We start from the raw sequence: 12,902 nt of genomic DNA, 5'->3' as shown, positions 1-12,902 counted from the left end.
TGCTGACGACGCGCATAGGCGAAAACGTTGCCTTCCAACGCGTTGCTGGACTAGTCTTGCACCCATTCCACACCACGAGGTATTCGTCCAATGCGCCATTGATGCCGCCGTCAGTCTGACGGCCAGTCTTCAGCCTCCGGTTCACACCGGGGATGTCGCGGCATGAGTGGAGTTGTGCATGACGAACTCGTCGATCCTGACGCTGGACAGCGTCACCCTGGTCCTGCCCGATGGCAGGCCACTTTTCACCGACCTCAACGAATCCTTCGACCTGCGCCACACCGGCCTGGTCGGACGCAACGGCGTTGGCAAAAGCCTGCTCGGGCAGCTGCTGGCCGGCCTGCGCGAGCCCAGCCAGGGCCACTGCCTGCGCCATGGCCGGGTGCATCATCTCGACCAGCAGGTGCTCGCCAACAGCGCCACTCTCGCTGACCTGGCCCGGATCGGTGGCACCCTGCGCGCCCTCGAACGGATCGAACGCGGCAGCATCGACCCGGCGGACTTCGACGCAGTCGGCGATCGCTGGGACATCCGCTCGCGATTGCAGGCCCAGTTGCAACGCCATGGCCTGGGTCATCTCGACCCGCACTGCCCGGCCAATCGCCTGAGCGGCGGCCAGGCCATGCGCGTCGCCCTGCTCGGCGCCTGGCTGAGCGAGGCCGACTACCTGATCCTCGACGAGCCAAGCAACCACCTGGACAGCAGTGCCAGGGCCATGCTGCTGGACATGCTCCAGGGCTGGGAAAAAGGCCTGCTGGTGATCAGCCACGACCGGACACTGCTCGGGCACATGACACGCATCGTCGAACTGTCGCCCCTTGGCTTGCGCGCCTATGGCGGCGATTTCGCCTTCTACCGGCAGCAGAGCACCGCGCAGGCCGAACTGGCCGCGCAGGAACTGCTGCGCCTCAAGCAGCAGCGTCAACGCCAGGCCCAGGCATTGCAACGTCAGCGCGAGAACCTCGAGCGTCACCAGGCCTGCGCCGGGCGCCAGGCCAGGCAGGCGAACCAGGCGCAGATTCTGCTCGACCGCCAGCAACAGCGCAGCCAGGCCACCGCCGGGCGCCAGCGCCGCGAGCAGCAAGACGCCAAGGTGGCGCTGGACGAACAGGTGCGCCAGGCAGCGCGCCAGGTCGAGCGCGAGGTGCCGATCATGCTGCACGCCCCCACGCCGCAACGGCATGCGGGGCGCGAGGTGCTGGCCCTGGAGGGTTTGTGCCTGCCACGGGGCACGACGGATGCGCTGGACCTGCGCCTGTGCCTGGGCCAGCGACTGGGGGTGGTGGGCGACAACGGCAGCGGCAAGTCCACCCTGCTGCGGGTGCTGGCCGGTGAGCTGGCGCCGCGCGCGGGCAGCCTGCGGCTGACTGGCGAAGTGGCCCTGCTCGACCAGCACGGCAGCCGCTTGGAACCGCAACAGAGCGCCCTGGAACACCTGCGCGCCGCCAATCCTCGCCTGCAGCGCGATGAACTGCATCGTCGGCTGGCGCAGCTGGGCATTGATGCAGCACGCATCGCACTGCCCGGTGCTCTGCTCAGTGGCGGCGAGCGGCTCAAGGTCGCGTTGGCTGCCGTGCTGTACCGGGAACAGCCATTGGACCTGCTGCTGCTCGACGAGCCGAACAACCACCTCGATCTGCCGTCGCTCGAGGCGCTGGAGCAGTTGTTGCGACAGTTCAAGGGGACGCTGCTGGTGGTCTCGCATGACCACGTTTTTCTGGAAAACCTGATTCTGAAGGACTATCTGCGTTTAGGCTGAATTCAGCAAAGACATGTCTGACTAAGCATCTGACAACCTTCAGAATCTTCCTACACATCATTCGGAAGCCGGGATCTTTGGCAACATCCCCCCGCACGGCAATGTTCCTGGCCAAGGTAAATTCTAAGCCAATCGCTGATTATCCAGGCACAGCCATGAACGCCTTCATCGCCGCGATACTGCTCACACTTGTAGTAGCCGTGCTCCACCACAGCCTTCGCGCTGCAAAGCTCCGCAAATGGGCCGGGCTGTCTCTGCTTGGCGCAGGTGTGTTGGCTTGGTGGTTCCTGCCTCAGGGTCTGTACCTGAATGTAGAGTGGTCCATGTGGGTGACATTTCTGCTCTGCACAGGCTCAGGCCTGTTCGTTCATCGTAATCGCCATCGCGACAGCGACTGACCCGAACGTACACGCCCGGCGGATTGTGTGACTGGCCGTTCCCGATCCGCGCCGGATGTATTATGGTGGCGGGGTGCGCATATAAAAGCAGCCCGCCGTGTTCGGGCCAGAGCAATGAGGGTGTCATGAGTAACGAAAGCATTAACTGGGACAAGCTGGGTTTCGACTACATCAAGACCGACAAACGTTACCTGTCCGTATGGCGTAACGGCGAGTGGGACAAGGGCACCCTGACCGAAGACAACGTGCTGCACATCAGTGAAGGCTCCACCGCCCTGCACTATGGCCAGCAGTGCTTCGAAGGCCTGAAGGCCTACCGCTGCAAGGACGGTTCGATCAACCTGTTCCGCCCCGACCAGAACGCCGCGCGCATGCAGCGCAGCTGCGACCGCCTGCTGATGCCACGGGTCTCGACCGAACAGTTCATCGAAGCCTGCAAGCAGGTGGTCAAGGCCAACGAGAAATTCGTTCCGCCGCACGGCAAGGGCGCGCTGTACCTGCGTCCGTTCGTGATCGGCACCGGTGACAACATCGGCGTGCGCACCGCCCCCGAGTTCATCTTCTCGGTCTTCGCCATCCCGGTCGGTTCGTACTTCAAGGGCGGCATGACCCCGCACAAGTTCCTGATCTCCGACTACGACCGCGCAGCCCCGCAAGGCACCGGCGCAGCCAAGGTCGGCGGCAACTACGCGGCCAGCCTGCAACCGGGCTACGAGGCCAAGAAAGCCGGCTTCGCCGACTGCATCTACCTCGATCCGCTGACCCACAAGAAGATCGAGGAAGTCGGCTCGGCCAACTTCTTCGGCATCACCGCCAACAACGAATTCGTCACGCCGAAGTCGATCTCGGTATTGCCGGGCATCACCCGCCTGTCGCTGATGGAACTGGCCGAATCGCGCCTGGGCCTGAAAGTGATCGAAGGCGACGTGGAAATCGACAAGCTCGACCGTTTCGTCGAAGCCGGCGCCTGCGGCACCGCTGCGGTGATCACGCCGATCGGCGGTATCCAGTACAACGGCAAGCTGCACGTGTTCCACAGCGAAACCGAAGTCGGCCCGGTCACCCAGAAGCTCTACGCCGAGCTGACCGGTATCCAGAGCGGTGACGTCGAAGCCCCGGCGGGCTGGATCGTCAAGGTCGCCTGAGGCGCCAGCCTGCGGTAGAGACGGGGCATGCCAGCGATGGCATGCCCCGTTTTTCTTGGACTCCACGACCCCTGTAGGAGCGGGCTTGCCCCGCGAAGCAGGCACCACGCTGCATGGCACCGGCTTCGCCGGTGTTCGCGGGACAAGCCCGCTCCTACAGGGGAATGCGTCTCCCGGGCTGCCAGATGAATTTTTCTTAAATCGCCGGTTGTCTATTCTTTGGCACAATCAGGTCTCCACTCGCCGCCCAGGAACCAGCATGCCTCGCGTACTGACCATCGAAGACGACGCCGTCACCGCCCAGGAAATCGTCGCCGAACTGTCCAGCCACGGTCTGGAAGTCGACTGGGCCGACAATGGCCGTGAAGGCCTGGCCAAGGCCATCGCCGGCGGCTATGACCTGATCACCCTCGACCGCATGCTGCCCGAGGTCGATGGCCTGACCATCGTCACCACCCTGCGCAACCTGAAGATCACCACGCCGATCCTGATGATCAGCGCCCTGTCGGACGTCGACGAGCGCGTGCGCGGCCTGCGCGCCGGCGGCGACGACTACCTGACCAAGCCGTTCGCCTCCGACGAGATGGCCGCCCGGGTCGAGGTGCTGCTGCGCCGCAACAGCGTGCCGATGACCCAGACCCGCCTGCAGGTCGCCGACCTCGAGCTGGACCTGATCAGCCACGAGGCGCGCCGCGGCGAACAGGCGCTGAACCTGCTGCCCACCGAGTACAAGCTGCTCGAGTACCTGATGCGCCACTCCGGCCAGGTGATCACCCGGATGATGATCTTCGAGGAAGTCTGGGGCTACCACTTCGACCCGGGCACCAACCTGATCGACGTGCACATCGGCCGTCTGCGCAAGAAGATCGACTCGCCCGGGCAGAACCCGCTGATCCGTACCGTGCGGGGCTCCGGCTATGCCATTGCCGAACCCGTCTAAGGGCTGGAGTTCCTCCACCAGCCGCCTGCTGGCGCTGTACAGCTTCCTGTTCGTGGCCTGGAGCAGCATCCTCATGGGGGTGCTGTACTTCGAGGTCACCAGCTACCTGAACAAACTCACCCGTCATTCCATGCTGCAACGCCAGCACCTGTTCGCCCATATGAGCGGCAAGCAGCTGGACGACGCGCTGATCGCAAGCCAGGCCTTCGAGGAGCGCAGCTTCGACGCCTACGGCCTGTTCGCCCCCCAGCTCAACCCGATTGGCGGGCGCATCCGCAGCATCCCGCCGGAGCTGGGCCTGGACGGCAAGGTCCATGAACTCAAGCGCTGCCTGGACGCCGACGATCCGCACCTGCCCCGCGACAGCTGCGACGCGGTGGCGATCAAGGTCCAGGACGGTCGCTGGCTGGTGCTGGTGCGCGACAACGGCTCGCTGTTCGTGGTCACCCGGATCATTCTCGACGCGCTGCTTTGGGGCATTTCCCTGACCCTGATTCCAGGCTTCGCCGGCTGGTACCTGCTGCGCCGCCGACCGCTCAAACGCATCCGGGCGATCCAGGCCCAGGCCGAACTTATCGTCGCCGGTGACCTGACCCACCGCCTGCCGGTGTCGGTGCGCCGTGATGAACTGGACATGCTGGCCGCCATCGTCAACGCGATGCTCGACCGCATCGAAAGGCTGATGCATGAGGTCAAGGGGGTCTGTGACAACATCGCCCACGACCTGCGCACGCCCCTCACCCGCCTGCGCGCACAGCTCTATCGCATTCGCCAGCAAAGCGGCGCCGACTCTGCCGAAGGCGAAGCACTGGACCAGGCGATCGGCGAGACCGACACGCTGATGGCGCGCTTCCGTGGCCTGCTGCGCATCAGCGAACTGGAAGACCGCCAACGCCGCGCCGGCTTCGTCCAGCTCGACCCGCAGGCCTTGCTGGTGGAGCTGCACGACTTCTACCTGCCACTGGCCGAGGATGGCGGCATCCGTCTGCAGCTGGAGCAGCCCGCGCAACTGGCGGCCCTGCATGGCGATCGGGAATTGCTGTTCGAAGCCCTGGCCAACCTGGTAGGCAATGCGATCAAGTTCACCCCGCAAGGCGGCCAGGTGCGCATGGTCGCCAGCGAAGACGATCAAGGCGTGCATATCGCCGTCGAGGACAGCGGGCCGGGTATTCCGGCGGATGAGCGTGAGGCGGTGTTGAAGCGCTTCTACCGCAGCGAGGAAGGCCATCGCCACCCGGGGTTCGGGCTGGGGTTGTCGATCGTCGCGGCGATCGTCGACCTGCATGGCTTTGGGCTTGAGGTGGGGTCCAGCGAACTGGGTGGCGCCAAATTAGTGCTGCACTGTTCCGTCGTTTAAAAGCATCGCGGGGCAAGTCGCATCGGCGCACCGCCGCTCCCACGCTATCGTGGGAGCGGCGGTGCGCCGATGCGACTTGCCCCGCGATAGGGCTTGAGCGGATCAGTCAGCCAGGCGCCAGGTGGTGGTGCCCTTGCTGTCTTCCAGCACCACGCCCATGGCGGTCAGCTGGTCGCGGATGCGGTCGGACTCGGCCCAGTTCTTGTCGGTGCGCGCCTGCAGACGCGCCTGGATCAGCGCCTCCACTTCGGCGGCATCGACCTTGCCCTCGGCGCCGGCGCGCAGGAAGTCATCGGCCTCCAGCTGCAGCACACCCAGCACATCCCCCAGCTCGCGCAGGCGACCCGCCAGGCCGGCGGCGGCCTCGGGGTCGCTGTCGCGCAGGCGGTTGATCTCGCGCACCAGGTCGAACAGCACGGCGCAGGCTTCCGGCGTGCCGAAGTCGTCGTTCATCGCCACGGTGAAACGCTCGACGAATGCCTCGCCCCCCTTGGCCGCGACCCGCGGCAAGCCGCGCAGCGCGTGGTAGAAGCGCTCGAGCGCGCCCTTGGCATCGCGCAGGCTGTCCTCGGAGTAGTTGATCGCGCTGCGGTAGTGGCTGGCCACCAGCAGGTAACGCACCACTTCCGGGTGGTACTTGTCGAGCACGTCGCGGATGGTGAAGAAGTTGTTCAACGACTTGGACATCTTCTCGCCATTGATGCGGATCATGCCGCAGTGCATCCAGGCGTTGGCGTACTGCTTGCCGGTGGCCGCCTCGCTCTGGGCGATCTCGTTCTCGTGGTGCGGGAACTCCAGGTCGCTGCCGCCACCGTGGATGTCGAAACTCTCGCCCAGGCAGCAGGTGGACATCACCGAGCACTCGATGTGCCAGCCCGGACGACCCGGGCCCCACGGCGAATCCCAGTAAGGCTCGCCCGGCTTGACGCCCTTCCACAGGACGAAGTCCAGCGGGTCCTGCTTGGCCTCGTCGACCTCGATGCGGGCGCCGATGCGCAGGTCTTCGATCTTCTTGCGCGACAGCTTGCCGTAGCCGACGAACTTGCCGACCCGGTAGTACACGTCGCCGTTGCCCGGCGCGTAGGCATAGCCCTTGTCGATCAGGGTCTGGATCATCGCGTGCATGCCGGGGATATGGTCGGTGGCACGCGGTTCCAGGTCCGGCGGCAGGATGCTCAGGCGGCGCTCGTCCTCGTGCATCGCGTCGATCATGCGGGCGGTCAGCGCGTCGAACGACTCGCCGTTCTCGTTGGCCCGGTTGATGATCTTGTCGTCGATGTCGGTGATGTTGCGCACATAGGTCAGCTCATAGCCGCTCTTGCGCAGCCAGCGGGTGACCAGGTCGAAGGCCACCATGCTGCGGCCGTGGCCCAGGTGGCAGTAGTCGTACACGGTCATGCCGCACACGTACATGCGCACCTTGTTGCCGTCCAGCGGCTTGAAAACTTCCTTGGTCTTGCTCAGCGTGTTGTAGATGGTAAGCACGAAGGTTCCTCAGCTGCCCCACGAATCGCGCAGGGTCACGGTCCGGTTGAATACCGGGCGACCCGGCTGGGAGTCTTTCAGGTCGGCGCAGAAGTAGCCTTCGCGCTCGAACTGGAAGCGGTCTTCTGGCTGGGCCTGGCCCAGGGAAGGTTCCGCGCGACAACCGCTGAGTACCTGCAGCGAATCGGGGTTGATGTTGTCGAGGAAGCTGCCGCCGTCTTCGGTCTTCTCCGGGTTGGCGGAGCGGAACAAGCGGTCGTACAGACGCACTTCGCACTCGACGCTGCCTTGCGCCGGCACCCAGTGGATCACGCCCTTGACCTTGCGGCCTTCGGGGTTCTTGCCCAGGGTGTCCGGGTCGTACGAGCAGCGCAGTTCGACGATGTTGCCGTCAGCGTCCTTGATCGCCTCGTCGGCGCGGATCACGTAGCTGCCGCGCAGACGCACTTCACCGGCCGGCTCCAGGCGCTTGTAGCCCTTGGGCGGCTCTTCCATGAAGTCGTCGCGGTCGATGTACAGCTCGCGGGCGAACGGCAGCACGCGCACGCCCATGTCTTCCTTCGGATGGCGCGGCAGTTCGAGCTGCTCGACCTGGCCCTCGGGGTAGTTGGTGATCACCACCTTCAGCGGGCGCAGCACGCACATGGCGCGTGGCGCGGTGCGATCGAGGTCGTCGCGGATGCTGAACTCGAGCATCGCCATGTCGACCACGCCGTCGGAACGGTTGGTGCCGATCATCTCGCAGAAATTGCGGATCGAGGCCGGGGTGTAGCCGCGGCGACGGTAGCCCGACAGGGTCGACATGCGCGGATCGTCCCAGGCCTCGACGTGACCTTCGTCCACCAGCTGCTTGAGCTTGCGCTTGGAGGTGATGGTGTAGTTCAGGTTCAGGCGGCTGAACTCGTACTGGCGCGGGTGCGCCGGCACCGGCAGCTTGTCGAGGAACCAGTCGTACAGCGGACGGTGGCTTTCGAACTCCAGGGTGCAGATCGAGTGGGTGATGCCTTCGATGGCGTCCGACTGACCGTGGGTGAAGTCGTAGTTGGGGTAGATGCACCACTTGTCACCGGTCTGGTGGTGGTGGGCATGGCGGATGCGGTACAGGATCGGGTCGCGCAGGTTCATGTTCGGCGAGGCCATGTCGATCTTGGCGCGCAACACGCGCTCGCCATCCTTGAACTCGCCGGCCTTCATGCGCGCGAACAGGTCGAGGTTCTCCTCGACGCTGCGCTCGCGGAACGGGCTGTTCTTGCCGGCCTCGGTCAGGCTGCCGCGGTATTCCTTGGCCTGCTCGGGGGTCAGGTCGCAGACATAGGCGTTGCCCGACTTGATCAGCTCCACCGCCCAGGCGTGCAGCTGCTCGAAGTAGTCCGAGGCATAGCGCACCGGGCCTGCCCACTCGAAGCCCAGCCACTTGACGTCACGCTGGATGGAGTCGATGTACTCCTGGTCTTCCTTGGCCGGGTTGGTGTCGTCGAAACGCAGGTGGCAGGCACCGCCGAATTCCTTGGCCAGGCCGAAGTTGACGCAGATCGACTTGGCGTGACCGATGTGCAGGTAACCGTTGGGCTCCGGCGGGAAACGGGTGACGATGCTCTGGTGCTTGCCCGAGTCCAGGTCGGCCTGGACGATCGGCCGCAGGAAGTTCACAGGGACGGCGGGTGCGCCTTTGGCAGCGGCGTTTGGCGCGTTGTCGGCAGTGGGCTTGCTCATAGTGTCCTTGAATGCAGGTAGCCGGCCGGGTAGGCCGATTGAATCAAAGCGCCTATCATAGCCGAAGCAGTCAAGCTGCTGACAGCCGGAGCACCGACAAAGTGGCGCGTTTTGTCGCCGCAGCGGTCTACAATCCGGCACAATGGCGCCCCAGTGGAGTGTGCCGCGGCGGCCTGATCCTGCGTCAGGTCATCCGAGCGCACCGCGCACCCTATTTCCCGAATGCCTTGAAAGAGCGAATTTCAGCATGTCCAAAGTCAAACTGAGCACCAACCACGGCGATATCGTCATTGAACTGAATGACGAAAAAGCCCCGATCACCGTGGCCAACTTCCTCGAATATGTGAAGGCCGGGCACTACAGCAACGTCGTGTTCCACCGTGTGATCAAGGGCTTCATGATCCAGGGCGGCGGTTTCGAGCCAGGCATGAACGAAAAACGTGACAAGCGTGCCAGCATCCAGAACGAAGCCGACAACGGCCTGAAGAACGACAAGTACACCATCGCCATGGCCCGTACCATGGAGCCGCACTCGGCGTCGGCGCAGTTCTTCATCAACGCCTCGAACAACGACTTCCTCAACCACAGCGGCAAGAACGTCCAGGGCTGGGGCTACGCCGTGTTCGGTAAAGTGACCGAAGGCACCGAGGTTGTCGACGCCATCGAAAAGGTCGCCACCGGTTCCAAGTCTGGCCACCAGGACGTGCCGAAAGAAGACGTGATCATCGAGAAAGCCGAGATCATTGAGTGATACTGCTGATCTCCGATCTGCACCTGCAAGAAGAACGCCCGGATATTACCCGGGCGTTTCTTGATCTGCTCGACGGCCGCGCCCGCCACGCCAAGGCGCTGTACATCCTCGGCGACTTCTTCGAGGCCTGGATTGGCGACGATGCGATGACGCCGTTCCAGCAGTCGATCTGCCAGGCCCTGCGCCGGCTGAGCGACAGCGGCACGGCGATCTACCTGATGCACGGCAACCGCGATTTCCTCATCGGCCAGGCGTTCTGCGACGCCGCCGGCTGCACCCTGCTGGCCGACCCCAGCGTGGTCGAGCTCGGTGGCGAGGCGGTGCTGCTGATGCACGGCGACACCCTGTGCACCCGCGATGTGGCCTACATGAAGCTGCGCCGTTACCTGCGCAACCCGCTGACCTTGTGGATCCTGCGGCACCTGCCGCTGGCCACGCGGCACAAGCTGGCGCGCAAGCTGCGCAGCGAAAGCAGTACGCAGGTGCGCATGAAGAGCACCGAGATCGTCGACGTCACCCCCGAGGAAGTGCCCAAGGTGATGGCCGCCCACGGCGTGCGCACCCTGGTCCATGGCCACACCCACCGGCCGGCGTTGCACAAGCTGGTGGTCGACGGCCAGCCGGCGCGGCGTATCGTGCTGGGGGACTGGGACCGGCGGGGCTGGGCGTTGCAGGTGGACGAACAGGGCTTCCAGCTGGCGCCGTTCGAGTTTTCCTGAACGACCGCCCATGCGCAGCCCTTAAAAAACTCCCAGCCCTTCGAGCTGCGCTATCGCGCAGGAAGCGTAGTTGCAAGGATCACCAGCGTGGGAACGGGCTAGCCCCGCGATGCAGTGTATGGCACCGGCTTCGCCGGTGATCGCGGGGCAAGCCCGCTCCCACGCAGTCCAGATCTAATCAAAGCAGTTACGTTTTGAACCATCAGGACGCCTGATCACTGGGCGCTGACCACGCGCCCCTTGTCCCGCTCGCTGATCACATACTGCCGATACTGCGGGTCAGCCTTGATCTGCGCCTCGGTAAACGGGATCGGCGCCAGTTGCTTGGCCGCGAAGGCCCGCGTCTGGTCGGCGGCATGTGCCGACGCCTTTTCGCTCGACAGCGAGAACGCCAGCAATCCCTGAGCCTGTGGCCCTTGCTCGGTGAAGCTGACCACCTGCAGATAGCTCGAGCCACTGACCACCAGGCGCTTGCCCGGCCCCACCGGCACGCTGACCATCGCGTTGTAGACCCCCAGGGCCTGCGGACCACCGGGCACCGGCGTGCCGTCGGCGGCCTGCTGGATCTGCCCCCAACGTTGGTCGGCGGCGATGCCCGCCTTGCCCACCTGCTCCAGCGACGCCAGCGCCGCCTCGCGCAGCAGCTTGCCTACCGCGGCCTGCTCCACCGCCAGGCCACGCGGGGTGTGCTGCGGGTCGGCCGGATCGAACGGCACGCGCCAGCTTTGCGGGTGTTCGGCCAACGCGCCGGCGATATTGATGAAATGAACCAGGCCGACACTGCTGTCCAGGTCGGCCTTGCCGTTCCAGTCCCGCAAGCTGGCACACACTGGCTCGATATCCGCCTCCACGCCCTTGCACCATTGCAGCAGGTCCGGCAACAGCAGGCTGGCCTGGTACACCTCGTCATCGAACACCATGCGCTGCAGCTCGGCGACACCCAGCTTGTCCTTGCCCTGCAGGCGCTGCAGGGCAAAGCGGCTGCGCATGCCCAGGGGCTGGTCGGCACGGCTGACCAGCGGCGAGAAGCCGGTCAGCGGCTGGGCCGGGTTGGCCATCCACGCCGAATCGTTGGCATGCTGCACATAGTCGCGTCGTTCCAGGCTCGGCAGCAGGTTCGCCGGGAAGATCCCCGGCTGGGCCGCCTGCGCATCGACCTTCCACTGGCAGGCGCTGCGCGAGCCATCGAGCACCACCAGCGGGCCGGAGGCCGCCGGATTGCTGCACTGCGCCAGCAGCGCCTGGTCGACATAGGGCACCACCGACTGATTCAGGTACAGGGCCTGGCCGGCGGCATCCACCGCCAGGGTGTTGACCCAGGGAATGCCCTGCAACTGCCCCACCGAGGCCTTCAGCGCCTCCAGGCTGTCGGCACGGTTGATCCGGTACCACTGCTGCAGGACCCGGGTATTGTCCAGGTTGGCGTCGCGCAGGCTGTAGGCCGCCTGGTTGTCCCAGTCCAGCCGCCCTGGCCACTGCACCACCGGGCCGAACTTCGACAGATGGATCGTGCGCTCCACCTCGCTCAGCGAGCCGTCCTCGCCCTTCACCATGACCTTGAGCTGTTTGCGCTCGAGCGGCAGCGACTGGCCGTCATACAGGTAACGGGTCGCGTCCTTGGGGTCCAGCTGCAGGCGGTAGAGGGTGAAATGCTTCGAGGTGTCGACGGTATGGGTCCAGGCCAGATGGCGGTTGAAACCGATATTGATCACCGGCAGGCCCGGCAGGGCCGCGCCCATCACATCCAGCTGCCCGGGGATGGTCAGTTGCATCTGGTAGAAGCGCATCCCGCCGATCCAGGGGAAATGCGGGTTGGCCAGCAGCAGCCCGCGACCATTGGCCGAACGCTCGCTGCCCACCGCCACGGCGTTGCTGCCACGCTCGGCGGCGAACTGCGCCTGGCGCGCCAGGGCCACGCCGTAATCGACCGCCGGGCGTTGCGCCGCCAGCTTCGGCGGAGTCGCGGCCACCACCGCCTCGACAAACTGGCCGACACCACCTTCGGCCAGCAGGCGCCGGGTCAGCTTGACCAGGTCGCGGCTGCTGATCGGCCGCACCCAGTCCCCTGCCCCGCACTCGGCCGGCAGGCCTTGGGCACGCCGCTCGCCCAGGGCCCGGTTGTAGCCGCTGGCATAGCCGTCGAGCAGGTCGCGTACCGCCACCGGCTGCGCCTGCAGGAAGGCGTCCACCGCCGCCGGCTCGTTGAGCCAGGTGAAGAACAGGTCGCTGGACAGGTTGTCGCGCTGCTCGACCGTCTTGGCGTCGCCACCGAAATAGCGCGAGCGCTCGCCATTGACCGTCAGCACCTCGTTGGCCAGCAGGCACAGGTTGTCCTGGGCGTAGGCATAGCCGATGCCGTAGCCCAGGCCGCGTTCATCCTTGGCCAGGATATGCGGCACGCCGAAGCTGGTGCGGCGGATCTGCGCAGAAGCCTCGTCGGCGACCTCCCGGGCCTGGACGGCCAGGCTGGAGGCAACCAGGGCGGCGGCAAGGCCCAGGCGGAACAGGGGAAGAGGGATCACAGGCACTCCTCGTGCTATCGGGGTCATCCCGAACAGACGAATGGCCGGATGAAAATTTTACGGTCGACGCGAGGCTGCAACGTCCTCAACAGAACGTGTCAGATTTTTTTCAC

At 65.1% G+C, this 12,902-nt stretch carries 10 protein-coding genes; 7 read left to right on the top strand and 3 right to left on the bottom strand.

Features of this window, described 5'->3' with window-relative positions; genetic code table 11:
• Positions 1-178: 178 nt before the first annotated feature.
• From HU751_RS06015 to HU751_RS05995, 5 genes are all read left to right on the top strand, one after another.
• A complete protein-coding gene (locus tag HU751_RS06015) occupies positions 179-1,759 on the top strand; it encodes an ATP-binding cassette domain-containing protein (RefSeq protein ID WP_186733248.1) in 1,581 nt (526 codons plus the stop codon).
• Between the two features lie 155 nt (positions 1,760-1,914).
• Positions 1,915-2,157: a hypothetical protein gene (locus HU751_RS06010; protein WP_186733249.1), complete on the top strand. Its 243-nt coding sequence runs from the start codon at positions 1,915-1,917 to the stop codon at positions 2,155-2,157.
• Positions 2,158-2,282: 125 nt separating this feature from the next.
• Positions 2,283-3,302: a branched-chain amino acid aminotransferase gene (locus HU751_RS06005; protein ID WP_028690746.1), complete on the top strand. Its 1,020-nt coding sequence runs from the start codon at positions 2,283-2,285 to the stop codon at positions 3,300-3,302.
• Between the two features lie 259 nt (positions 3,303-3,561).
• Positions 3,562-4,242 (top strand): response regulator transcription factor, encoded by a 681-nt coding sequence (locus HU751_RS06000; protein ID WP_050706019.1) that lies wholly within the window; start codon positions 3,562-3,564, stop codon positions 4,240-4,242.
• Positions 4,220-5,599 (top strand): sensor histidine kinase, encoded by a 1,380-nt coding sequence (locus HU751_RS05995; RefSeq protein WP_186733250.1) that lies wholly within the window; start codon positions 4,220-4,222, stop codon positions 5,597-5,599. Before HU751_RS06000 ends, HU751_RS05995 begins: the two co-directional genes overlap by 23 nt.
• A 102-nt stretch (positions 5,600-5,701) precedes the next feature.
• On the opposite strand, the gene cysS is transcribed toward HU751_RS05995, so the two are convergent.
• On the bottom strand, positions 5,702-7,084 hold the full coding sequence (cysS, locus tag HU751_RS05990) for a cysteine--tRNA ligase (protein ID WP_186714427.1): 1,383 nt from the start codon (positions 7,082-7,084) through the stop codon (positions 5,702-5,704).
• A gap of 9 nt (positions 7,085-7,093) precedes the next feature.
• A complete protein-coding gene (locus tag HU751_RS05985) occupies positions 7,094-8,797 on the bottom strand; it encodes a glutamine--tRNA ligase/YqeY domain fusion protein (RefSeq protein ID WP_050706022.1) in 1,704 nt (567 codons plus the stop codon).
• Positions 8,798-9,044: 247 nt separating this feature from the next.
• Here HU751_RS05985 and HU751_RS05980 point away from each other — a divergent pair, with 247 nt between their 5' ends.
• Together HU751_RS05980 and HU751_RS05975 are read left to right on the top strand one after the other, a co-directional pair.
• Entirely contained in the window at positions 9,045-9,548 is a 504-nt protein-coding gene (locus HU751_RS05980; RefSeq protein ID WP_110699387.1) for a peptidylprolyl isomerase, read from the top strand.
• The gene (locus HU751_RS05975) at positions 9,545-10,267 is read left to right on the top strand and encodes a UDP-2,3-diacylglucosamine diphosphatase (RefSeq protein WP_186733251.1); all 723 of its coding nucleotides are present in this window, start codon (positions 9,545-9,547) and stop codon (positions 10,265-10,267) included. Before HU751_RS05980 ends, HU751_RS05975 begins: the two co-directional genes overlap by 4 nt.
• A 215-nt stretch (positions 10,268-10,482) precedes the next feature.
• Here HU751_RS05975 and pvdQ read toward each other — a convergent pair whose 3' ends face one another.
• Positions 10,483-12,789 (bottom strand): bifunctional acylase PvdQ, encoded by a 2,307-nt coding sequence (pvdQ, locus tag HU751_RS05970; RefSeq protein WP_437181036.1) that lies wholly within the window; start codon positions 12,787-12,789, stop codon positions 10,483-10,485.
• Between the last annotated feature and the right edge of the window lie 113 nt (positions 12,790-12,902).

It is taken from the genome of Pseudomonas peradeniyensis (genome assembly GCF_014268935.2).
GTDB classification, from domain to species: Bacteria; Pseudomonadota; Gammaproteobacteria; order Pseudomonadales; family Pseudomonadaceae; genus Aquipseudomonas; species Aquipseudomonas peradeniyensis.
Note: the sequence above shows the minus strand (reverse complement) of the source record. Positions and strands in the feature narration are given on the sequence as shown.